18 protein-coding genes are annotated in these 22,860 nt (G+C 58.4%); 4 read left to right on the forward strand and 14 right to left on the reverse strand.

The features are described from left to right. Positions 1–8: 8 nt before the first annotated feature. Entirely contained in the window at positions 9–1,130 is a 1,122-nt protein-coding gene (locus tag J2857_RS21990; protein ID WP_210012201.1) for an ABC transporter ATP-binding protein, read from the forward strand. A gap of 139 nt (positions 1,131–1,269) precedes the next feature. Here J2857_RS21990 and J2857_RS21995 read toward each other — a convergent pair whose 3' ends face one another. The 8 genes from J2857_RS21995 to J2857_RS22030 all read right to left on the reverse strand — a co-directional run bounded on the left by J2857_RS21995 (position 1,270) and on the right by J2857_RS22030 (position 10,720). Next, entirely contained in the window at positions 1,270–2,526 is a 1,257-nt protein-coding gene (locus J2857_RS21995) for an NAD(P)/FAD-dependent oxidoreductase (protein ID WP_210012202.1), read from the reverse strand. Positions 2,527–2,560: 34 nt separating this feature from the next. Next, entirely contained in the window at positions 2,561–4,060 is a 1,500-nt protein-coding gene (locus J2857_RS22000; RefSeq protein WP_210012203.1) for a tripartite tricarboxylate transporter permease, read from the reverse strand. 10 nt (positions 4,061–4,070) lie between these two features. After that, on the reverse strand, positions 4,071–4,529 hold the full coding sequence (locus J2857_RS22005) for a tripartite tricarboxylate transporter TctB family protein (protein ID WP_210012204.1): 459 nt from the start codon (positions 4,527–4,529) through the stop codon (positions 4,071–4,073). Beyond that, on the reverse strand, positions 4,526–6,907 hold the full coding sequence (locus J2857_RS22010; RefSeq protein ID WP_245363659.1) for a molybdopterin-dependent oxidoreductase: 2,382 nt from the start codon (positions 6,905–6,907) through the stop codon (positions 4,526–4,528). Before J2857_RS22010 ends, J2857_RS22005 begins: the two co-directional genes overlap by 4 nt. Next, positions 6,904–7,875 (reverse strand): Bug family tripartite tricarboxylate transporter substrate binding protein, encoded by a 972-nt coding sequence (locus J2857_RS22015; RefSeq protein ID WP_210012205.1) that lies wholly within the window; start codon positions 7,873–7,875, stop codon positions 6,904–6,906. The genes J2857_RS22010 and J2857_RS22015 overlap by 4 nt, the downstream gene beginning before the upstream one ends. A 113-nt stretch (positions 7,876–7,988) precedes the next feature. Next, a complete protein-coding gene (locus J2857_RS22020) occupies positions 7,989–8,768 on the reverse strand; it encodes an SDR family NAD(P)-dependent oxidoreductase (protein ID WP_210012206.1) in 780 nt (259 codons plus the stop codon). A 10-nt stretch (positions 8,769–8,778) separates the two neighbouring features. Next, positions 8,779–9,726: a 4-hydroxy-tetrahydrodipicolinate synthase family protein gene (locus tag J2857_RS22025; RefSeq protein ID WP_210012207.1), complete on the reverse strand. Its 948-nt coding sequence runs from the start codon at positions 9,724–9,726 to the stop codon at positions 8,779–8,781. 307 nt (positions 9,727–10,033) lie between these two features. Next, positions 10,034–10,720 carry a TetR/AcrR family transcriptional regulator gene (locus J2857_RS22030; RefSeq protein ID WP_210012208.1) on the reverse strand — a complete coding sequence of 229 codons (687 nt, stop codon included), beginning with the start codon at positions 10,718–10,720 and terminating at the stop codon, positions 10,034–10,036. Positions 10,721–11,201: 481 nt separating this feature from the next. Between J2857_RS22030 and J2857_RS22035 the strand changes: the two genes are divergently transcribed. Then, positions 11,202–12,290, forward strand: coding sequence for an MFS transporter (locus J2857_RS22035; protein WP_210012209.1), 1,089 nt, complete (start codon positions 11,202–11,204; stop codon positions 12,288–12,290). 333 nt (positions 12,291–12,623) lie between these two features. Here J2857_RS22035 and J2857_RS22040 read toward each other — a convergent pair whose 3' ends face one another. From J2857_RS22040 to J2857_RS22060, 5 genes are all read right to left on the reverse strand, one after another. Then, a complete protein-coding gene (locus J2857_RS22040; RefSeq protein ID WP_210012466.1) occupies positions 12,624–13,184 on the reverse strand; it encodes a hypothetical protein in 561 nt (186 codons plus the stop codon). 131 nt (positions 13,185–13,315) lie between these two features. After that, positions 13,316–13,978 carry a transcriptional regulator gene (locus J2857_RS22045; RefSeq protein ID WP_210012210.1) on the reverse strand — a complete coding sequence of 221 codons (663 nt, stop codon included), beginning with the start codon at positions 13,976–13,978 and terminating at the stop codon, positions 13,316–13,318. Between the two features lie 302 nt (positions 13,979–14,280). Continuing rightward, a complete protein-coding gene (locus J2857_RS22050; protein ID WP_210012211.1) occupies positions 14,281–15,519 on the reverse strand; it encodes a D-arabinono-1,4-lactone oxidase in 1,239 nt (412 codons plus the stop codon). A 9-nt stretch (positions 15,520–15,528) separates the two neighbouring features. After that, complete coding sequence (locus tag J2857_RS22055) at positions 15,529–16,296, reverse strand: SDR family NAD(P)-dependent oxidoreductase (protein WP_210012213.1); 768 nt, start codon at positions 16,294–16,296, stop codon at positions 15,529–15,531. A gap of 229 nt (positions 16,297–16,525) precedes the next feature. Beyond that, positions 16,526–18,613, reverse strand: coding sequence for a carboxy terminal-processing peptidase (locus tag J2857_RS22060; protein ID WP_210012214.1), 2,088 nt, complete (start codon positions 18,611–18,613; stop codon positions 16,526–16,528). Between the two features lie 569 nt (positions 18,614–19,182). Between J2857_RS22060 and J2857_RS22065 the strand changes: the two genes are divergently transcribed. Next, positions 19,183–20,121, forward strand: a complete 939-nt coding sequence (locus tag J2857_RS22065; RefSeq protein WP_210012215.1) for a hypothetical protein — start codon at positions 19,183–19,185, stop codon at positions 20,119–20,121. 124 nt (positions 20,122–20,245) lie between these two features. On the opposite strand, the gene J2857_RS22070 is transcribed toward J2857_RS22065, so the two are convergent. Then, positions 20,246–21,592: an ATP-binding protein gene (locus J2857_RS22070; protein ID WP_210012216.1), complete on the reverse strand. Its 1,347-nt coding sequence runs from the start codon at positions 21,590–21,592 to the stop codon at positions 20,246–20,248. 197 nt (positions 21,593–21,789) lie between these two features. Here J2857_RS22070 and J2857_RS22075 point away from each other — a divergent pair, with 197 nt between their 5' ends. After that, entirely contained in the window at positions 21,790–22,701 is a 912-nt protein-coding gene (locus J2857_RS22075) for a MipA/OmpV family protein (protein WP_245363661.1), read from the forward strand. Positions 22,702–22,860: the final 159 nt, after the last annotated feature.

Below are 22,860 nucleotides of genomic sequence, written 5' to 3' on the forward strand. Positions count from 1 at the left end.
AGAAAACAATGGCCACCCTTTCCATAAACCGTATCCGCAAATCCTATGGCGCGCTCGATGTCCTCCACGGAATAGATGTCGATCTGGAAGACGGCGGCTTTCTGGTACTGCTTGGACCTTCCGGATGTGGCAAGTCCACCTTGTTGAACATCATCGCCGGGCTTGACGAACCGTCGGCCGGGGATATTGCCATCGCGGGCCGGTCGGTCACTGCCCTACCGCCGAAAGATCGGAACATCGCAATGGTATTTCAGTCCTATGCGCTGTACCCCACGATGTCGGTCGAACGAAACATCGGCTTCGGGCTCGAAATGCGGGGCGTGCCGGAGCAACAGCGCAAGGCAGAAATTCGCAAGGCGGCGGAGATGCTTCAGATCGGGCATCTTCTCGATCGTCTTCCTGCAAATTTGTCCGGCGGCCAGAGGCAACGCGTTGCCATGGGGCGCGCGATCGTGCGCAACCCCGACCTTTTTCTCTTCGACGAACCGCTTTCAAACCTGGACGCGAAACTGCGCGTCGAGATGAGAACCGAGATAAAACGCCTTCACGAACGTCTCGGCACCAGCATCGTCTACGTCACCCACGACCAGATCGAAGCGATGACGCTGGCGACGAAGGTGGCCGTAATGAAGGGCGGCTATGTTCAGCAGCTTGCCGATCCCCGAACCATCTACGAACGCCCTGCCAACATGTTCGTCGCCGGGTTCATAGGTTCTCCAGCAATGAATTTCATTAGGGGGAAACTTCTTTCGGATTCTGCCGGAGCCCGGTTCACGAGCGAGGGCGTGATCGTCTCTCTCGGCGGTCCCGGGGGTGCGAACGGCACGCGGGAGTGCGTGCTCGGCGTCAGGCCGGAAGAACTCAAGGTCGTCGAGATGGAGGACGCTTCTCTTGAGGGAGTGATCGACGTCGTGGAGCCGACGGGTCCGGACACCATGGTCACTGCCATCGTCGGCAATCAAGCTGTCATAGCGAGAGCCGAACCGCGATTTCAAGGTCGGAGGGGGGACCAAATTCGTTTCAGGGTCGATCCTTCGAGCATCAATCTCTTCGACGCCAAAACCGAGGCGAGAATAGATGTCGGCGATGCGTCACTAATCCGTCCAATTCATGAGAACGGCTTTTCATAATCGCGCGGTGTATCGATGCTCTGAGTTCCATAAGATAGATTATCTGATATTGTGTTGCAGCCGCAAAGTTGAAGTGTCCTGTTTCTGCAAAGTAAGAATGTCACTCTCCCCGCGTTTTGAGGACGCGGGAGTTTGCAGATCAACGAAAACGGGCGGCGGATAGCGCTGATAGATCGATGGCACATTGCCGCCCAGCGATCAAGCCTGCAACAAGCGCGCCGCTAACCGGTCCGGCTGCAAGGCCGACATGACCGTGGCCAAACGCGTGAACGATGTCTTCGGAAGACTTTGAAAAACCGATCACCGGAAGGCCGTCTGGAGTCGAGGGACGATGTCCCATCCACCGATCGATAGTCCTGTCTTCGGATATGCCCGACAGTGCCGGATAGGTTCTCCTCGCGTGTTTCAGCAAGATATCAGCGCGGCTCCAGTTCGGTCTTGCCTCGACGCTTGCCAGCTCGACCTGTCCGGCAATGCGAAGTCCGGCAAGAGTCGGATTGTTGCCCATCCTGCCATCGCTCGGCATGATCGGCATCTCCCCCCTGGCCAGATCATGGGGAATGACCACGTGGTAGCCGCGCTCGCTCTGGATCGGGATTGTGTCACCCGCCAGGGCTGCAAGCTTTTTTGAGTGTATGCCGGCAGCGATGACCGCCTTGTCGCACGCCACGATGCTCGCCTCTGTCCGGACACCGGAAAGCCGGTTGCCGGCAAGATTGAAACCGGTCGCCTTCGCATTGATGCGCTGGGCGCCGAGATCTACCGCATGATCCACGATCGCTGCGACATAGCCTCCCGGATCCGGACAATGACCGCCATCCTCGACAAAAGCCGCAAAGGAGTAGCGGAGGGCAAGATTCGGCTCGAGTGCGTGCAGCTCGGCCGAGGATAGCTCGCGATAGGAAATGCCGTTTTCGTGCCGCAGGCGCCACGCAAAAGCCTCGGCCCCGAAAGCCGCGCGATCCGGGTATACGTAGAGCAGGCCCTTGCGCCGGATGAGGTCCGGCCGGCCGATTTTTTCTGCCAGTGCCTCATGCCGGGCCGGAGCATCGTGCAGGAGGCTCGCCAGAATTCTCGCGGTCCGTTCAACTTTGGCTGCAGTCGAACCGGCCAGCATGAACCGCAGCAACCAGGGAGCGAGACGCGCCAGATGCCGCCAGCGAATGGTCAGCGGCCCGGAAGGATCGGCAAGATAGCCAGGCACCTTCCTCCAGAGGCCGGGCATCGACATCGGGATGATCGAGGCAGGGCTCAGCCAACCGCTGTTGCCATAACTCGCGGCGTGGCGACCGCCGGGCTGTTCCGGTTCGACGATGGTAACCTCGTGCCCGTCTTTCAACAGCTCGAGTGCCGTCGCCGCACCGACAATACCCGCTCCGATGACTACTACATGCATGGCGTTTCACCCTGCCTAACGGGAATAAGCTGGTTCATTCCTGAAATGCCTCTTCGCGGACGGCTTTGATCTTCGGCAGGGCGACCATGGCGATGGCAAGCACGGCAAGGACAAGCAAACCTGCCGAAATCGGACGATCGACAAATATGCTGGGATTGCCACGTGCGAGGAACATGGCTCTACGGAAATTTTCTTCCATCATCGGCCCGAGAATGAGGCCCATCACCAGCGGTGCCGGGTCGCAATCGAGCTTGGCGAAGATGTAGCCCGCGACGCCGAAGGCGCCGAGCAACCAAAGATCGAAGACCGAGTTGCTAAGCGAGAAGGCGCCGATCGAGCAGAACACCACGATGGCCGGAAAGAGATAGTGGAAAGGCATCGTCAGCAAGCGCGTCCAGATGCCGATCAGCGGCAGGTTCAAGACCAGCAGCATGACATTGCCTACCCACATCGACACGATGACGCCCCAGAACACGTCAGGGTGTTCGGAAATCAGTGTTGGTCCGGGTGCAATACCTTGCATGATCAAGGCGCCGAACATCAAAGCCATGACGGCATTGGCCGGTAAGCCAAGTGTGAGCAGCGGGACGAACGAGGTCTGTGCTCCGGCATTGTTGGCACTCTCGGGCGATGCCACACCTTCGATCGCACCACCGCCGAAACCTTCGGGCGGGCGAGCAACGCGCTTCTCGATGGCATAGGCGGCGAAGGCAGCGAGAAGCGCGCCTCCGCCGGGCAGAAGGCCCAACACGGAGCCGACCCCCGTCCCACGAAGGATCGGCGCAATCATCCGGCGCCAGTCTTCCCGCGACGGAATCATCGAGAAGAATGGTGCGTTGATGGCCGTACGGCTTTCCGGGGTTTCCAGATCCTTGATCAACTCGCCAATGCCGAATAATCCCATCGCCACCACGACGAAACTGACACCGCTCGACATCTCTTGAAAACCGAGCGTGAAGCGCGGAGCGGCAGTTTGCACGTCCTGACCGACAAGGCCGACCAGAATGCCGATGAAGACCATGGCAAGTGCCTTCGGCAGCGATCCGCGCGAAAGCACGATCGAAGCGACAAGCCCGAGGATCATTAGGGAGAAGTACTCCGCGGGGCCGAACAGCAATCCAATTTCGGCAAGCGAGGGCGCAAACAATGCCAGCAACAGGGTGGCGACGGTCCCGGCAAAAAAAGAGCCGATCGCCGCCGTCGACAGTGCCACGCCCGCTCGTCCGTTACGGGCCATCTTGTAGCCGTCGATCGCCGTAACCACAGACGACGCTTCGCCCGGCAGATTGAGAAGGATAGCCGTCGTCGACCCCCCATATTGCGCACCGTAATAGATGCCGGCCATCATGATCAGCGACGTCACCGGTTCCAGGCCGATGGTGAAAGGCAGGAGGATGGCCATGGTGGCAGCAGGCCCGAGGCCCGGCAGGACGCCGACAAGGGTCCCGAGCAGCGTGCCCATCAGGCACCAGAACAGGTTGGTCGGCAGGATTGCCTGGTCAAGGCCAAGAAGCAGGGCGTTCAGAGTCTCCATGTGACCTTCCCTAAAGTCCGAACCAGGGGCCAATGATGGCAATCGGCATGCCGAGCCCCTTGATGAAGACGAGGCTGCAGGCCGCACCGAGTCCGAGCCCGTACAACGCTGATTTCACCGGCCGCAAAGGACGTGAGGCAAACGAGGAGATGAAGCAGCAACAGAAGACCGCCGGCAGCAACCCGCCTCCCCGAACGACCAGTCCAAACACGACGATCGCTGTAATGATGAACATGACCTTCGAGGAATAAAGGCTCGGCGGTTCTTCCCCGGCGTCATGTCTCCTGGCCGTAAAGGCGACAATAAGCCCCATGGCAATCAAGGCCGAGGCGACCAGGCCGGGAAACGCACCGGGACCGATCTTGCGCCATGTGCCATAGGAGAGATCGAGACTGCCCAACAGGAAAGCCGCGCCGATCGATACGAACACCAGCCCTGCAATCAATTGCGGATTGAGACGTGAGGTCATGGCCATTCCTTTCCGTTGGGGGCTTTCAATCGCGGATCGGGGACCAGATCCGGCGGGCGGTAGGCTCGCACTTCTGGCGGCGTGCCGATGAAGCGGGAAATCTCGACAAGGCATGAGTTCGGGCTCGGCCCCTGTGTGAGACGAGAGGTCCCATGATCCGGCGTCAGTACGTTCGGATTGCCGTTCAGTTCCAGCGACCCGGGCTTCGCGGGATCCGCCGGATCGAACCAGGCGCCTGTCGCCAACTGCACGACGCCGGGCATGACGGCATCGGTGATGGCAACGACCGCCAAGCATGCACCACGGGCGTTCGAAATGGTCACTGCCTCGCCTTGCTCCAATCCCCGAGCCGCCGCGTCATCGGGATGAATGCGCACCGGCTGGCGGCCGCCGCTTTTGGTCTGGCGCGACGGTGCTGCATGGTCCCACTGGCTGTGTAGCTTGTCATGCGGCTGGCAGGACAGGAGATGCAGTGGATAGGTTGCCGCCAGTTTGCCACCCAGCCATTCGACCGGTTCCACCCACGCCGGATGGCCGGGGCAATCGGCATAGCCGAAGCTGGTAATGAGCTGCGAGGAAAGCTCGATCAGACCGGACGGCGTACGCAGCGGATGGGCAAACGGGTCCGCGCGAAACGCGGCAAGCAAAGGCCTGCCCGCGTTTTGGCTTTCCACCTCGATCAGTCCCGCGTTCCGGAACGTGGAAAAATCCGGCAAGGAAATATCGCTTGCCGCGGCGTTCGCCCGCGCGTCGACATAAAGCTTCTCCAGCCATTCGGATTCGCTCAATCCGCCAGTGAACGCCGCTTCAGTCTCCAGCCGTGCCGCGACGCGGCGCAGGATTTCGTGATCCGAGAATACCTCCGCCGGCGGTGCCGCCGTGTGCGTCGAATATCCGAGAAAACCGTCGCGGCCGCTTGCAACCAGATCGTCGCGTTCCAGGAATGTCGAGGCCGGCAACACGATGTCGGCATGCCGTGCGTGGGCATTCCACCAGTGCTCGTGAACGATGATCGTTTCGGGCTTCTGCCAAGCTTCGACCAGTCGATTGAGATCCTGATGATGGTGGAAGGGATTGCCGCCAGCCCAATAGATCAGCCTTATTTCCGGATAGATCCGTTTGTTGCCGTCATGGTCGTATTCTGCTCCCGGCGAAAGCAGCATGTCGGCAATTCGGGCGACCGGAATGTAGTCGGAAACCGGGTTCTGCCCTTGTGGTAGCGAGGGCCATTTCACGGCCGGCGCCGGCTGGCCGATGCCCGATACAGATGCATAACCGAAACCAAATCCCCCGCCAGGCAGGCCGATGCCACCCAGCAGCGATGCCACCGCGATTACCGCCCAATAGGCCTGTTCGCCATGGTCGGCCCGTTGCAGCGCCCATGCCATCGTAATGAAGGTTTTTCGTGAGGCCATATTCCGGGCAAGAGTGCGGATGTCCTGCGTGGCAAGGCCGGTAATGCCGGCTGCCCAAGCGCCGTCCTTGATGACCCCGTCCACCTTACCGAACAGATAATCGCGCAATGCCTGGAAGCCGACGGTGTAGCGTTCGATGAACGCCGCGTCGTGGCGATCCTCCTCGATCAACAGGTGGGCGATGGCCAGCAGCAGGGCAGCGTCCGTCCCGGGTCTCAGGGCCATCCATTGGGCATCGAGCTCGTCTGCGGCATCATCCCGGACGGGCCCTATGTTGATGAAATGGGCGCCAGCGTTTTTGCAGTCAAGCAGACCCTGGCGGGTTTCATGGCGGGAAACGCCACCGGCATTGACCTGAGCGTTGCGAAGCGGCGTGCCGCCGAACATCACGATCAGGTCCGCATGGCCGACGATCTGGTTCCATGGGCTGTGGCCGGAGATCAGCCCATCGGTGGAACCGATGATGTGCGGCAGGATGACTTCGCCGGCGGCATAACTATAGGACTGGACGGAACGAACGGAACCACCATTCATGTTGAAAAAGCGTTTCAGCTGGCTTTGCGCATGATGAAATCGCCCCGCGCTCGACCAGCCGTAGGAGCCGGAAAAAATCGCGCCGTTGCCATGCTCGTCCCTGACGCGGCGAATTTCTCCGGCAACCAGTTCAAGTGCTTCATCCCAGGAAACCTCGACAAATGCCTCGGCTCCCCGCCGCCCGGCACGATAACCCGGTCCCTTTTCAAGGAAGGATCGCCTGACGGCTGGTTTGAGGATGCGGCATGGCGCAAGCCTGTCGGCTGGAAGCTCCCTACCGAATTGAACAGGATCGGGATCGCCGGCCATCGGACGAATGGCGCCATGCAAGCCGTCATGAGTGTAGAACCCCCAATGGGTTGCGACATGGCGCCGATCTGCCGAAGGCTCCGAATGTTGCGTGGTTTTCGGAGCCTTCGTCATCTTCATTCTACCTTGATGCCGGCTTTCTTGACGATCTCGCTATAACGCTTCGTCTCGTCAACCACGAAGGTTTTTAGACCGGCGCTGTTCTTGTACATCGGCTCGAAGCCGAAGACCGTCAGCTTGTCCTTGAATTCAGTGGAGGTGACAACTTCCTGCAGGATCTTGCCGAGATATTCCGCCGCCTTTGGATCAAGATTTTTCGGCGCCCAGACGCCGTACCAGGAGAGCATTTCCAGCGCAGGCATGCCGCTCTCGGCAACGGTCGGGACATCCGGCGCGAGTGGCGAGCGGGTCAGGCTGGTCACCGCAAGCGGCTTCAGCCGCCCTGCCTTGACATGCGGCAGTGACGACAGGATCGGATCGGCGATCAGTTGTACCTGGCCGCCAATCATGTCGGTCAGCGCCGGACCGGCCCCCTTGTAGGTGACGACTTCAGTATCGACGCCAGCTTCGCCCTTCAGGACTTCCACAGCCAAATGACCAGCCGAGCCATAACCCGAGGTGGCGAAGTTGTAGGATTCCGGATCCGCCTTTACCTCGGCGAAGAATTCCTTCAGCGTGTTCGCCTTGTCCGACGGATTGGTGGTGACGAGCAGCGGACCGGCCGCGATGCCGCTGATATGGGTGAAGTCATTGACGACATCGAAAGGCACGTTCTTGTTGATCAGCGGCGTGACCACATGGATCGACGCGTTCAGCAGAAGGGTGTATCCATCGGGAGCAGCCTTGACCACATCGGACGAACCGACCACGCCGCCGGCACCGCCCGCTCGGTTATCAACGACGAACGTCTTGCCCGTCTTGACCGAAAGCGCGGTAGCAAGAACGCGTGCAACGCCATCGACTGCACCGCCAGGCGGATAAGGCACGACAATGGACACAGGCCGGCTGGGATAGTCGTCCGCCTTGGCGAGGCCGGCCGCCAGCAGCGTCATAGACAGAGAAAGCAATGCTGTACCGAAGCGATTCATAGATGGATTCCTTCTAGCTCCAAGAGGGATTTATGCAGTCGAAAGTCATTGTATGCATCGGCAGATTTTTCCCGGTAGCGAGCGGCGGGAGGTAATCCGCTTCATTCTGACCGTCAGAACGTTCCGGGATATTGCCCGCCATCAATCAGCAGGTTTTGGGCGGTGACGAAGCCGGCATTCGCCGAGCAGAGGAAGGCAATGTAGGCGCCAACTTCTTCAGGGCGTCCGTAGCGGCCGGCCGGGTTCTGTGCCGCACGGGCGGCCCAGATTTCCTCGAAAGAGCGGCCGCTTTCCTGAGCAAGCACCTCGACATGCTGGCGCTGGCCATCCGAAGCGACTATGCCCGGGAGAATATTGTTGATCGTCACATTATGGGCGATCGTCTGTCGAGCTAGGCCAGCGACGAAGCCGACGAGGCCCGAGCGTGCCGCATTCGACATGCCAAGCTCGACCTGGGCGATCTTGACGCTCCGCGACACGATGTTGACGATACGGCCGAACTCGCGCTCCATCATTCCGTCCACGGTGAGACGCATCATATCGATCGGTGTCAGCATCATCCGATCGATGCCCCGCAACCAGTCCTCACGAGACCAGTTGCGGAAATCGCCGGGCAGCTCGCCATCGGCGTTGTTGACCAGGATGTCCGGTTTTGGGCAGACTGACAGGACGGCTTCACGACCGGCAAGCGTTGTTATATCGCCGACGATTGTGGTGACGCGGGCGCCGGTAACCGCTCGGATTTCTGCGGCTGTCGCCTGCAGTGTGTCGGGCGTACGGGCGATAATGGTCAGATCCACATTCTCCCGCGCGAGAGCCATTGCGGCGGCCTTGCCCATGCCCCGGCTTGCGCCGGTAACGATAGCGTTCCGACCGGATATCCCGAGATCCATCGGCCCGGCCTCAGGCGGCCAAGGCCGAAGCGGACTGCAGCTTCCAGCCGTATTTCTTGTCGAGGCCGAGATCCTGGACGATGCGAATGCCCTTTGCGAGCGCCTCGCCTTCAAGGCCGGTCAATGGCCGCCGCAGTTCGCCAGCCGGCAGTCCGACAGCCTTCATCAGCGATTTCACGGCCACGGGATTGATGGCCGAGTAATTGTAGTGCAGCAGCGGCAGAAGATTCAAATAGTTGTCGCGGAACCCTTCGGCTTCGGCATAGCTCGTCCACGGACGTGACATCACCGCCATTTCGGCTGGAGCAATATTGCCGCCCATGTTGGCGGTGCCATGACCACCAAGGCTCATTGTCGGAACGACGAGGCCGAGATTGGGGCTGTCGCAGCACATTACCGAGACATCCGGACGGGCGGCGAGAACCTGGGCAACCTGGCCGACGCGCGCGGTGGATTCCTTGTGAATGACGTAGTTGGGATGTTTGAAGATGCGCAGCAGGTGGTCCCAATGTAGGTCGCTCTTCACCCGCGGCGGGTTGTTGTAGAGCCCGAGGGGCAGGTCGGTCGCATCGGCGACCTCCAGGAAATAGCCTTCGATGTCCGCTTCCGGGGCGCAGATATATGCCGGAGCGGCTAGGATGGCACCGTCCGCGCCGTTATCCTTGGCGAACTTCACATTTTCAATCGTAACGTCCGTGTTGTTCCCGGTGCAGCCAAAGAAGATCGGCATCTTGGCCGTTTTCATTTTCGACGTCTCGACGATGATCTTCTTCTTCTCGTCAGCCGACAGCATGGATACCTCGCCGGTCGAGCCCATGATCAAGACGGCGGAGGTGTTATTCTCCTCATGGAAGGAAAGCAATGCGCGGAATGCGCCCATATCGACAGCGCCTGACTTGTCAAACGGGGTGATCAAGGCAACGAAGGATCCGGTGATCTTGGGGGCAGCTGCGGTCATTGCATGACTCCGTGGATGTTAAACAGTGTTTGAAACATAATTTGAGGCAGGGCGGAGTCAATGACTTTAATTGGTCAAATCGCCCAATAATCAAGCAGCGGCCGCCGATGTCGGAAAAATAATCGCTCGATCACAGGGGCATTAGAAAGCCGCCCTAAATTCGAAATATATTCCCAATCATTTTTCTTAGGTTGCAATAAAAAAGATATTTTTCACGAAAAAATTCCGATTTGGTGCCGAATTTTATTCAAAACCAATGTATATATTGCTTTACCGATATATACTTGTAAGCTCTGTGCCATTAGGATCATCGACCGATGACAGGCGCCTGAAATCCAGCGCAGATAAACCTCGAGAGCTGAAGGATGATCTCTTCGTCGTCATCGGTGTCACAAAGGCCGCCTGACAGTTGCTTGAGGCGGTACGAAGCCGGGTCTGAATCGATCAGGACCTGCATGATGGCGCCAATCGAGAAATTGTAGCGCCAAAAAATATCGCGGCGCTGCATATCCGGTAGTGCTCGACTGAAGGCGTCGATAAAACGGAAGACGGCAGGATCGACGCGGCGTATGAAAAAACGGTTGGTCGATTCACGCGGCCGCGAACGGACCTGCAGGATCAGCCGCGTCAAAGGACGGGCCCCTGAGGCATCACGGCTGAACTGCACCATCGGTCGGACAAGAGCCCCGACGACCTCCTCTAAAATCGGGAATCCCGGCCGGGCTGAGGCCTCGCATCTTTCCAAAGCCTCTATCCGGGCATGGGTGTAGGGTTCCATCATCAGGTTAAGCACCTCGCTGATGAGCTCTTCCTTGGAGCCGAAATAATAATTGACGGCAGCAACGTTCACGTCGGCCCGCATCGTGATGTCGCGAACCGTCGCCAGATCGAACCCCTGCTCGATAAATACTTCGCGCGCGGCCGCAACGATACGCTCGCGAGGCTCATCGGCGCGATTGACTTTGGAGGTTCCGCTATATGCCTTTTTTGCCATACATCCCAAATTCTTTGCTTCGTGGCCATCGTCGTCTTGTAACGGACCAACAGGACCCATCAAGCGCAATTTTGGGAAGCATGAGGATTTGTGGGGCAGTCATGGGGCTTGGTTTCGCTTTACTCATGATTGTCGTCGGTCATGCCGGAAGATCGACGGCCAGGAGCCATAGAGGGTCTGCGTGCCAGATTGCAGCAGAAGATCTAGAGGCCCCTGCCCCACTGCATCTGCTGTCCTTGGCGAAATGCGCGAAGACCGGTGGGTTCGCGGAAAGTCAAGAGTTGCACTCCATCGGTTGCACGCCAGCATGTTGCTGATAGGGTCAAAATCGCAACGCCCATACGGGGCGACCCTTAAGACCAAATCATAGGCGGCGGCCCCGGGATACATAAAACCATTGAACTTCGCATCCCATACCTCCCCGTCTCTGACGCCTCCTGCGCGCGGTATCCTTGTCCGTTGGTTCGTGTCAAATAGCCTGTTGTCGGCGCCGCAGGCCGCCGCACCGATCGTCTTCGCCCTGGTGGCGCTACCTCTGACCGGCGACGCGAAAAGCGGTGCTGCGATTGTCATGGCAATGACGGTGGCACAGGTTCTTGGCGCCGTGCCGGTGGCCCGGCTCGGGCGCGCTTATAATGCGGTCAGGTATCTGAAATTCTTGATCGCCATCAGGACGCTCGCCTTGGCGATCATTGCTGTCCTGGCCGTTTGCGAGGCGCCGTTCGTCTGGATGGTCGTCGCCGGCGCCGCCGCCGGCCTGGTCAATGGAGCGGCGAGCGGTTACATGCGGTCGGTTCTCAACTACATCGTCGAACCGGCGCGGCTGCTCAAGGCCTTGGGGATCGCGGCAACCCTCAACGAACTGGCGTTTGTCGCAGCGCCCGTCGCAGCGTCCCTCCTCGGTGCATTGTCCCCGCCCCTCGCCATCGGTGTCATGACCCTTTTGGGAGGCGCGCCGCTTCTCCTGATTCCACGCCTGCCCCATGCCGGCGCCGCCGCGCCGGTTGCCGCGGATGGCACCCTGATCAGACCCTCGATCCTGCTCTGGCTGTTCTGCGCAATGGCCGGTGGGTCGGCAGTGGGCGTCATCGAGGTTGGCGCCGTAGCCCTGGCCTTAGATTTCGAGTTCAAGCCTGCACTGGGCATCATTTTCACGGTGGCGCTTTGCATCGCCTCCGTGTGTGGCGGAGTGTGGGTGAGCGTGCGCAACCGCCTGGCGCGGCGGGGGACGGTGATCCTTCTCCTTGCAGCGGCGACCACCGGGGCAATGCTGGTCTCGCTGCGCCACTCAGTCGAACTCTCGGCGTTAGGCTGCGTCATCGTGGGGCTGATGATAGCGCCTCTGGGCACCTACTATTCGGTCGTCCTCGACAGGCTCTCGCCCCCGTCCAAAAGGGCCGAGATATTCGCCTTGCTCCGGACGGCCAATTCCATAGGCATCATCTTTTCGAGTGCGATGCTCACCTGGACGTCGCTCCCGTCGGCGTTAATTGCCGGCGCGGCGTTCTTGCTCATCGCGACCCTGGCCACCACCGCGGTCGCTTTTGCACTCGGTGATGGGGCGCCCTAGAGCATTTCCGGTGAAAACCGGATCACCTGAAATGCTCTATCTATTTGTTTTCACGCAGTCCGGACGCAAAACCGCTGACGCACTTTTGCTGGACGTGCTCTATATAACCTTCAGGTCAGGCTCGGGACCGGTTGTAAATTGCATTTGTCTTGCCCCTGCATGGTGTCCGGCAACATTGTGATGTCCGGCGCATGCTCCGCCGAGACAGGGTCACGGTCGGCACGGGTTGTGATTCTGCTGCCGTTTGAATTTTGCAGATTCCGTATGGATTACGTCTTCACGAGAGCTCTGCCAGTTCACTTGGCTCGATTGACAACGGGGACAGTGACACGTTCAGCGTTCGAACCGCTCCAACATCCTCTTCAGTTGTGCATTTTGCAGTTGAAGCTTTCTCGCCAGCTGGTTCCGGAGCAGCCTGATCTCTTCATCAAGGCTGATTGCGTCGTCAGAAACGGTGGGAACGCCTGGAGAGGGTGGGGGAACGACTTCAACCCTTTCCGCTTTCTTGCCCCGGCTGCTGCGCTTTCGCGTTGCACCTTCGCCAGCCTGCGAGGGCTTCGGTGCGTCGTGTGCGGCTGTATCAGCGTTATCGGACAATGCCGGATCAGCCGCGTCCAGGGGCCGGGCGCCTTCGATATCTACAGTGCCATGAACACCGCTTGCCGTTTCTTCGGAACGATCAGTATCCACTGGCACCGCCCCCGATCGATCGTAAGCGACCGGCTTTTCGTCGACCGGACGATTAGCGGCGTTCAACCCGTTGTCGGCGGCGGTTTCGATCGGCTTGGCGATGGCCAATACCTCCGGCTTCACGTCATCGGTCAAGCCGTGTTCTTGCCTCTGCTGACGGCGCGGTGACACCAGCCGAGCAAGAAGTTTCCATGGAGACGCCATTTTATTCAACCTCGAATTCTACCCCGCATGCGGACTGCGAGCAAAAGCGTTGGCGGCAGGATTGACTGCCGCCAAAATGTTCATTGCGATAAGCATGAAAATGCGGCCAGCGCTTGGCCGAATGCTGCCGCTCAGCCGAGGTTGAGCCGCTTTCGCAGATCGGCATTCTCAGCACGGAGCTTCTCGGCCAGCAGCTTACGCAGTCTCTGGTTTTCTTCTTCCAGCTGCAGAAGATCCGCGAACTCATCAACAGCCGGCACCGATGGTGCAGTCGCTGTCTGTACAGCCTTCGGAGCACGTTTGACAGGCGCGCGCTTGGCACTCGTCGCACCTTCGTTAGACTTTGCCTTACGCCCTCTTTTCGGCTTTTCAGTTGCGGCATTTGAAGCCGCTGCCGGTTGCGCCGAAACTGCGACGGGGGCCGCTTCAGGCGCGGCCTTCCTGGCGCGAGGTTTGCGTTCCTTCTTCGGGACATCAAGCGCCGCTGCGGCCGGCGTGTCAGCATTAGTCATCGTATTGTTTTCGTCGGCCATTATGGTCTCCTGTAAAGCCAATGCCTTTGTCTCCTGCTCAATCGGCAGTGTCAACAACGCCGCGGCCTGTTCTTCTCTAGAGAACGACATATCGCTGCTGCCAGCCTGAGTACCTACCGGCAGAAATGGCATTGCCTCGTCCTGCAGATCTTGCGCAACGGACTTGAGATCCGTGTCTCCCCAGATCGAGTTCGGTTTGGAATTGAGTTTTCGTCGACCAGATTTGTATTCGACAGCAAAGCTGCGTTGGACTTTTTTCACTTTGGGAAGCCTTGGGTGTATGCGGTGATGTTTCGGCGACGTTTCAGCATCGCAACAAGCCCTGCAAATAACCACTATCGCGCTGGCGGTCCATACCCTTGACGATACTACGCCCCGAACGCGGTTCCGGATTGCCTTTGGTTGCGCCCAAAGGGTCGCCCGGTGGCATTCGAGCGCTGGCCAGATGGCTGCGACACTGATCGCACCTGAACGCACAAACCCGAGCAACCCCGCAACTATGAGCCATCTCCTCAGCAAGGAGGTGGCCGAAGCGCCCAGTCAAGGCTCGACTGGTTTGACGCTTATCCAAATAACATCTTCAAGTGGTCGTTCAGGAACCGGCCCTTCGGATCCAGATCCCGTCTCAGCTCTCGAAATTCCTTGGCGCGAGGGTAAAGCCTTGTGACGTCGTCCGTGTCGAGGAAATGCATCTTTCCCCAATGCGGGCGGGAATTGTATCCCTCGAGAATTTGATCGACATCCTTCAGGAAAGGCCAGTAATCGATACCTGGACCACCCGACACCGACAGGGTGATGCTGTCCTGGCGGTGAAAGGGGCTCATCCATGCGGGATCGCCGGCGGTAAAGCGATATTCGATCGGATAGATGCAGTTGGTGTGCTTGTTCAGCATCAGATCCCGAACCGCCCTCACCGCGGCCTTGCCGTGTTCGAGAGGAACCGCATATTCCAGTTCGACGAAATTCGGCACGTATTCGATAGGATAGACCTCGGAACTATAGGCGATCTTTTCGAATTCGCTCTCCATCGGAGCGGCTTTTGTGATGTCCATCACCTTCATCTCGCAGACATCGGCCAGCTTGTTCGTGCTCGATACCGCAGACGTGTCGGGAAGGCAGTATAGATGGCGGCTTTCCGGTGTCGGGCACCAGAAAAAGCCGAAATGGCGATGCTTTGATGCCAGTTCGTCGTGACGCTCCATGCAGGTCTCGAAATCGTCGCGCCAGAGACGCTCGTGCAGATTATAGGCGTCCATCACGTTGAGCGTCAGCGAGGAGATGATCCCGAGCGTTCCCACAGAGACCTGGGCGGCATGCAGCCTGTCCCTGTCGCGACCGTCGATATCGAGAACATCCCCGCTCGCGGTGACGATACGCATGCCGGCAATCGACGAGGCCAGGTTTCCGAGCTCGATCCCGGTTCCGTGGGTTCCGGTCGTAAACGCGCCAGCGACGGCCTGGCTGTCGATGTCGCCCTGGTTGATCAGGGAAAGACCGTGTTCTTTCAGCGTCCTGCCGACTTCGTTGATGCGCGTTCCGCCTGCCACCGTGATCTGCTTCCGTTCGCGGTCGATGTTCTGCACGCCGCGCAGATTTGCAAGCGACAGCAACAGCCCGTTGGTGCCGACGACGGGAGTGAAGGAATGTCCCGAGCCCGAAACACGGACTGCCAGATCGCGCCTGTCGGCTTCGTGGACAAGCTCCGCCACTTCAGCTTCCGTTTCCGGCGACGCCTTGAATTGTGAAACGCAATATTGATTGCCGACCCAGTTGCGCCACAGGCCGCCTTTTTCCAGAGCCATGTTTTCCCCTCACATCGCTGTAAAACAATTATCGACAAACAGATGGGTACCGCTGACGAAGCTGGCGTCGTCGCTCGCGAGGTAGAGCGCCGCCTTGGCGACCTCGTCCGGCCGGCACATCCTACCCTGCTGAGCCGCGATCGCCGCGTCCGAGACGTCAATCCCGTAGCGGGTCAGTTCTTCGACCTCCTTCTGGCCATGCGGCGTCTGGATGAAACCGGGGCACACCGCGTTGCAGCGGATGTTGCGGTCGCGAAATTCGACCGCGATCGCCCGGGCAAACATGTGGCATGCGCCCTTGGTCGTATCGTAGAGAACTTCCATCGGTGTCGCGGCGACCGCCGAGATCGACGATGTGCAGACGATGGACCCGCCACCGGCCTTGATCATCTGCGGCAGAACTGCCCGCGTCATCAGGAACATGCTGCGGACATTGATGGCCATCAGCCGATCCCAATCCTCCACCGTGGTTTCCAGGAACGGCCGGATGATGATCGTTCCGGCATGATTGAACAGCACCGTTATCGGTCCGAGTTCTGCTGAAATCGTGTCTACTGCCTGTTTCACCTGCAGTTCGTCGGAAACGTCGGCGGGTGCAAATGCTACCTTCAGGCCTTCTTCACGCAAGCGGGCGGTGACCGCCGCCCCCTGGCTATGCGGGAGATCGACGATCCCGACTGCAGCGCCTTCTCGGGCAAACAGCTCGCTCGCGGCAAGGCCGCACCCACCCGCGCCGCCACTGATAAGCGCGACCTTTCCGTCCAGACGACCAGCCAATTCATCCTCCAACATTGTCGATAACGGCCGATCGATGGCTGAGTGGGGCGCTTTTCGCGCCTCTTGTGCTCCGGCCGACGAAGGGCGGCTATGCTTCTGCTTGACAGCTGCAAATTGGCCTAATTTTGCGCGCTGGTCTATTGCTGACTTGGCCCGTGCTATTCAGAACATTTTAGATGAGGTGGCTTCGCCGAAATCATGGAAAATCCGCGGGCTGTCGTCATTATGTCTATTGCTTTCGAACATTTTTCAACAAATCGACCTCATCGGCAACAATGGAGGCTGCTTCGTTCCTCAAGACGTCCTTTGCGTTCTTGCGGGCATTCTCGATCGCGATGTCGGCGCTCAAACTACGCTCATTTGCTTGCAATCCATCATCTTTACCGGGAACCAAACCGTCGTTTGTTTGCTCGCGCGCCTTGAGACGGGTCGTGAGCGCAATGAGTTCGTTTCGACGTTCAACTTCATTGAGGGAGATGACACTTTTTTCGCGTTGAGCCTTCAGTTCGGCAGCGTCCTCTACGAAACGTTGAAAATCCCGATCGTCTTGCACCCGAGCATCATGCCGGCTTTGCAGTTGCTGCAGCAACGCAGTCATGTTGCCTGCGGCTGCATAATTTGCAGGCTTGATCTGGGCCCAGGGCAGCGCATTGTCATAACTCGCCTCACCGAGAATCCTGGGGTCAGAGAGGCCCGGCAAGCTGATGTCTGGTGTCACGCCGCGCAGCTGTGTCGTCCCGCCATCGACGCGGAAAAATTGCGCAATCGTCAGCTTCAGTTGACCGAATTTCGGTTTACTGTTGTGGGCCACCTGGTCAAGATCGACCACCGTTTGCACCGTACCCTTACCGAAGCTAGGCTCGCCGACGATCACGCCGCGACCGTAATCCTGTATCGCTGCAGCGAAAATCTCTGAGGCCGACGCTGAGCCGCGATTGATCAATACCCCGAGCGGCCCCGCCCAGGCGGGCGTGGACAGATCATCGCTTTCTATCTTGATCTTGCCTTCGGCGTCGCGCTGCTGAACCACCGGCCCTTTCCCGACGAACAGGCCTGTCAAATCAATCGCCTCGGCCAGCGAGCCTCCACCGTTGTCGCGCAAGTCGATCAGGACGCCGTCAACGTTCTCCCGCTTCAGCTCGCCAAGAAGCTTGGCAACGTCTCTGCTTGCGCTTCTGTAGTCTTTGTCGCCCTTTCGCCGGGCTTCGAAGTCCTCGTAAAACGCCGGCAAGGTAATCACACCAATTCTGCGCACGACACCGCTATCCCCTATGGGCAGGACGGTCTTCTTTGCGGCCTGTTTTTCGAGGCTGATTTTGTCTCGCACCAGGCTGATGACGCGGCGGTTTCCACTCTCTCCGGCATCTGCTGGCAAGACGTCCAAGCGCACAACGGAACCTTTCGCCCCGCGTATCATTTGCACGACTTCATCAAGGCGCGTGCCCACGACTTCCTTTACGGCGCCGTCATCGCCTTGACCGACACCGATAATGCGATCACCGACCGCCAGCTTTCCGGACAGTTGCGCGGGTCCACCCGGTACGAGCTCGCGGACCGTCGTGTAACCATCGCGCTCCTGCAGCACCGCGCCGATACCGACCAGTGAGAGCTTCATCGAAATGTCGAAATTAGCCGAAGCGGCGGCGCCAAAATAGTCTGTGTGGGGATCAACGGACGTGGTGTAGGCGCCCATGAATGACTGGAACACGTCGTCACTCTTGTATGTGTAAACGCGCTCCAGGATATTCTTGTAACGTTTGTCGAGGGTATCGCGAATCGCCGCATCGCCTTGACCCGCAAGTCTCAAACGCAACCAGTCGCCTTTGACGCGCTTACGCCAGAGATCATTACTTTGCTCTTCGGATTTCGGCCAAGGCTCTTTGTCGCGTGACAGGGGATAGTCTTCCTTCACGCTGAAATCGAAGCCCTGTTTGAGCAGGTTGCGGGCATATGTCATGCGGTCCACAACTCGCTGCGAATAGATGTTGAAGATCGAAAACGGAACCTTCAGGTCTTCGCCGACGATGGCATCATCGATCTTGGTGCTGTCGGCCGTGAAGTTGTCGATGTCGGCTTGCAGGAAAAAGCTCCGGTCGGAATCCAGAGACTCGATAAACCGATCCATAATTTTAGCCGACAAGGCATCGTTAAGTGGGATAGGCTTGTAAGCATAACGTGTCAGGAATTGTGCACTCAAATGAGCAGCTTGCGCTTGCTCCTGTAGCGGAGACAAGACCGGCGGCGGCCCGAGTTCCGAGGAGTATGCCGACGGTGCGATTGCAAGGAACAGGCCAAGGAAACCATATCGTATGCGCATTCAGCTTTGATCCCATTTGCAAAGTCGAGTTTGTCCTGCACATGGTGGTGCAGCAATGATGCCGTCTTGGCAACCGGATGAATACGCAATATCTCGTGTTCATCGTCGAAAATGGCGCGCATGCCTGGGTCAATGAAGGATTGTGTTACCCGATCGGGCTACCTTAGCCTTTGTTGGCGGCCCTCACGAACTTGGCAAGTTCCTTTCCGCAACGAACCGGCTCTTCGTAAAATGGGCTACCCGTGACGCCGCTGCCCGGCGGGATGCCATGCGGTAGCGCATTGCGGAGGCACTCCCGCCTTTCGCAACCAAGGCCGAGGCAAACGCGCTCGGGCCTTGAAGTACGAATCTGCGGTCAGCCACGCCGCTCGGCGCCATATGGCAACGTCGGACCGTTGAAATATACTTCAATCCAATCAAATGACTGCAGCTTGCCTTCGACAATATCGATCAGACCTAGCCGCAGCGCCGACATCAATGATAATCGTCGGCAATGTGATATAATAACAATAAACAATCACCCGCGCCAAAGTCGCTTAAACCGTCTCCAGATTCTCGAATGGAGCGGCATGTTGGTCACGATTGTTTGCATGAAATGGGGCGCGGCCTTCACCTCCCGCCATGTCAATGCTCTGTATGCCGGTGTATTGCGTAACATGGAGGAGCCATTCGACTTTGTCTGCTTGACGGACGATCGTCGCGGCCTTGCCTCCAGCATTCTCACTCGCCAAATCCCGAACCTCGGCCTGCCTGAACAGGCGTGGAGACGAGGTTGCTGGCCCAAGATCGGAGTGTTTGCACCGGGTCTTTTCCCACCCGGAGACGTTGTGCTTTTCCTCGATCTTGACGTCATGGTCCAACGATCGCTCGCCCCGCTGATCGGGCTGCTTCGAGAGCGCCGTCATTTCATGATTCAACGGGAATGGAACCCGGATCTCTGGACCCTCCTGCCAAGTAGCTTCAGGCCGGACCGGGGTGCTCAGTCGTCCGTCTTTGGATTTCATGCGGGAAACGCCGACGGAATTTACCACGATTTTATATGCAACGCTGACGCGATTATGGCGCAATTCAAAAACGACCAATCCTACCTGACACATGCGGTGAGGCAAAGAAGTTATTGGCCGACAAGTTTCTGTGTCAGCTTCAAGAGAAGCTGTACGAAATATTTTCCGATCAATCTGCTTTTGCCGAGGATCAAGCAGCCTCGGAACGCGAGGATCATCGTCTTTCACGGGAAACCCAGGCCTTGGGATACGATGGTCGAAAAGGGCCAGCGCTGGGGCTCGACAAGGCGATTCGGGGTCGGTCCCGTCCCATGGATCAGACAATATTTCAATCAGGCGGACGCGATGTTGGCTTCCCTCACCGGCGGCCCGGACCCCGTTGTTCCACACGCTTGGCGCACAAATCCCATATCTGCCCCCGGATCTGCCGACAATGTGGAGGCAGGCGCGCATGCCTCCACAACAGTACCGGAAGACATTCAAGAACGTTCGCAGCGGCGTTAGGCCAGGATCGACATGCCGCGATCGTTACCGATCCCGCACAGCTTCATTTCAATATCGCCGCATTTATCCAGCGTATTCGCTTTCACGCGGCGGATTAAGCCACTTGCCCAAACGCTCACCGAAACTAGGCCGCGACGCCGTCGGCCTGGAGAGTTGCCGGAAACGTTAACCGCGCCAACAGCCCGGACGGCTCCCCGTCCAACAGTTCCAGCGTTCCTCGGTGAGCTTGCACCACTTCCGCAACGATGGACAATCCCAGCCCGAACCCAGCGTTGCCCTCAGTTCTCGCCGGATTCAGTTTGAAGAATGGCTCCAACACCTTAGCACGTGATTCCTTCGGTATCCCGGGACCATTGTCCGATACGTCGACCACCACCTTGTCTCCGCTTCGCTTCAGTTCGATTGTGACCCTGTCGCCAAATTTCACAGCGTTCTCGCAGAGGTTGGTCACTGCACGGGTCATCGCGAGAGGCTTGCAATTGGCGGACAGATGATTGGGGCCGATATAATTGATCTTATGACCCACATCGTCGAATTCGCTGCGGATCGTCTGCAGCGTCGTTGCCAGGTCAATAGTTTCCACCTGCTCTCGATGATGGTCGTCACGCAGATAGCTGAGGCTCTCTTTGAGAAGGCTATCGATGCGAGAGATGTCCGCCAGCAATAAATCGCGCAATTGCCCGTCGCCGACCCGCTCTACTCGAAGTCTTAGTCTCGTCAATGGCGTGCGCAGGTCGTGGCTCACCCCGCGGAGCATCCGCGTCCTGCCTTGGATCATATCGGTGATACGATCGCTCATCTCGTTCAAGGAGCGTGCAACAGCGACGATCTCCACGCTGCCTTTCTCTTCGAAGATTACCCGGCCGGACGTGATGTCGGCATTCGCAGCCGCTGAAGCAATCTTCCGCAGCGGCCGCGTGATCGCCCAGACCCCGAAGGAAGAAAACAGCACGATCAAGGTGATGAGCGCCAGTAGATAGTGTGGCCCCCGGACGAGGACCTCACTCCAGAACGCCGTGCTTGGAAGACCGCCCAGAACGAGGATTGTTTTATCGTCAACCTCGGTTGAGACGACGCGCTCGCCATCAACAAATGTTTGCCAGCCACCAAGTGGCATCTGCCTCCCGTCGGGGGAAAAAAGCCAATCTATCGTCGCGTCCAGGACGCTTTCCTGCGGCGATGAGTTCTTGAACGTTTCCGCCAAGGCACGAGGCCGCAGATTGAGATCCCAACCGGCACGATTGGCTGCCTGAAGAACGACGTCGCGCTCTTCGGGCGTGGCAGTTTTGAGGAGGGAACCTATCGTAAACACACTGTCGGCGAGCTCCTCAACGTCAACTATCGGATATTCATTTTCAACACGCTGCTCGAAAAAAGAGCCGCCTAAAACGGTAATAGTGAGGCCGAGAAGAATAATGCCCGTGATCTGACTATGGATGGTCGATAGGCCTGGAAGCCGGCGGAAGAACATGAGCACCCTTTTCGAATTGCGAAGCGCGCTTGAGCCGAGGCCGCTCAGCAAAGCAGGAGTATAGTCGAACTCCGTTACGAGATCCCGCGTTTCCTACTGCGCGATTATTACGTTTTGTTACGACAGGGCCGCCTCGTTGCCGATCGCGGCGTCTGCAACAAAGCGTAACAAAAAAACATGCACCGGAGGGCTCCGGCATGAAACACAAGCCGTCGCAGGCTCCTCTGTTGGGGGGACTGATAACCTGTTCTGGAGCCCTTATGCTACATCTTAAAAAAGCCAAGCGGCGTCTTTCGCCCCTCGCCTTATGCGCCGCATTCAGCGTTGCTGGATTGTCCCCAAACGCCTATGGCGCCGACCAGACCACCATGGAGCAGACGCCGGAGCCACCTTTCGACAAGCAGCGTTTCGACAAACGCCAACCGGAGCGCAATTGGAGCCTGATTATTGGTGCCGGCGCTTCTTACGAGCCCAAATACGAAGGGAGTGATGAATTTAAAGCCAGCCCCATCCCCTTCGTGGTGTTCACCTATGGCGAATGGTTGGAAATCGATCCAGGTGGGATCAGCGTTACTGTCCTGGATCAAGGCGGATTTTCCATCTCCGCTGAGGTTGGCTACGAATCGGGACGAGATGAGGGTGACGGTGATCGCCTCCGCGGTCTCGGCGACATCAACTTCGCCGCAACAGTCGGCGCAAAAGTCGGCTATGATTGGGGTCCGGTCGAAATCTATGCGAGCGTCGACCAGACTATCGGTGGCAGCGAAAGCTTGATTGGAAAGTTTGGGGTAGAGTACTCGGCCCCGGTCACGGAGCGTCTCATTTTGGGCGCACGCGCCGAAGCGATCGTGGCCGATGAGAAACATATGCAGGCCTATTTTGGCGTCGATGCCGCTCAGTCGACACGTTCAGGCCTCCCTGAATATAAGGCAAAAGCAGGCTTGAAGCGCGTCGATTTTTCTGCCTCTGCCACATACGCACTGAGCGATCATTGGCTGGTGCGCGGTGAAGCGGGCATCGGAGTGCTCACCGGAGATGCCGCGGATAGCCCAGTCGTCGAGAAAAAAATCCAGCCTTCCGTTTCTGCTTTTGTCGGCTACAAATTCTGACGCCAGGGAGAGGAATAGATGGCGTGTCGCCTGCGCGGGTCGCTTCCGATCCCGCAGGCGACACGCGTTGCCGTGCGGCGATATTTTCAACTACCAGATGCAGTTCTGTGGCGATCCTAAGCAGGCGCCCAAGCGCCGGAGAACGATCAAGGCATCTAC

The organism is Neorhizobium galegae (assembly GCF_017877055.1).
Classification (GTDB): Bacteria; Pseudomonadota; Alphaproteobacteria; order Rhizobiales; family Rhizobiaceae; genus Neorhizobium; species Neorhizobium galegae_D.

Excerpts from the sequence above, each read along its gene's own strand:
- J2857_RS21990 (WP_210012201.1), top strand. The coding sequence starts at position 9 with ATGGCCACCCTTTCCATAAACCGTATCCGCAAATCCTATGGCGCGCTC.
- J2857_RS21995 (WP_210012202.1), bottom strand. The coding sequence starts at position 2,526 with ATGCATGTAGTAGTCATCGGAGCGGGTATTGTCGGTGCGGCGACGGCA.
- J2857_RS22040 (WP_210012466.1), bottom strand. The coding sequence starts at position 13,184 with ATGGCGTCTCCATGGAAACTTCTTGCTCGGCTGGTGTCACCGCGCCGT.
- J2857_RS22030 (WP_210012208.1), bottom strand. The coding sequence starts at position 10,720 with ATGGCAAAAAAGGCATATAGCGGAACCTCCAAAGTCAATCGCGCCGAT.
- J2857_RS22015 (WP_210012205.1), bottom strand. The coding sequence starts at position 7,875 with ATGAATCGCTTCGGTACAGCATTGCTTTCTCTGTCTATGACGCTGCTG.
- J2857_RS22025 (WP_210012207.1), bottom strand. The coding sequence starts at position 9,726 with ATGACCGCAGCTGCCCCCAAGATCACCGGATCCTTCGTTGCCTTGATC.
- J2857_RS22060 (WP_210012214.1), bottom strand. The coding sequence starts at position 18,613 with ATGCGCATACGATATGGTTTCCTTGGCCTGTTCCTTGCAATCGCACCG.
- J2857_RS22005 (WP_210012204.1), bottom strand. The coding sequence starts at position 4,529 with ATGACCTCACGTCTCAATCCGCAATTGATTGCAGGGCTGGTGTTCGTA.
- J2857_RS22010 (WP_245363659.1), bottom strand. The coding sequence starts at position 6,907 with ATGAAGATGACGAAGGCTCCGAAAACCACGCAACATTCGGAGCCTTCG.
- J2857_RS22065 (WP_210012215.1), top strand. The coding sequence starts at position 19,183 with ATGTTGGTCACGATTGTTTGCATGAAATGGGGCGCGGCCTTCACCTCC.
- J2857_RS22075 (WP_245363661.1), top strand. The coding sequence starts at position 21,790 with ATGAAACACAAGCCGTCGCAGGCTCCTCTGTTGGGGGGACTGATAACC.
- J2857_RS22050 (WP_210012211.1), bottom strand. The coding sequence starts at position 15,519 with ATGGCTCTGGAAAAAGGCGGCCTGTGGCGCAACTGGGTCGGCAATCAA.
- J2857_RS22020 (WP_210012206.1), bottom strand. The coding sequence starts at position 8,768 with ATGGATCTCGGGATATCCGGTCGGAACGCTATCGTTACCGGCGCAAGC.
- J2857_RS22000 (WP_210012203.1), bottom strand. The coding sequence starts at position 4,060 with ATGGAGACTCTGAACGCCCTGCTTCTTGGCCTTGACCAGGCAATCCTG.
- J2857_RS22070 (WP_210012216.1), bottom strand. The coding sequence starts at position 21,592 with ATGTTCTTCCGCCGGCTTCCAGGCCTATCGACCATCCATAGTCAGATC.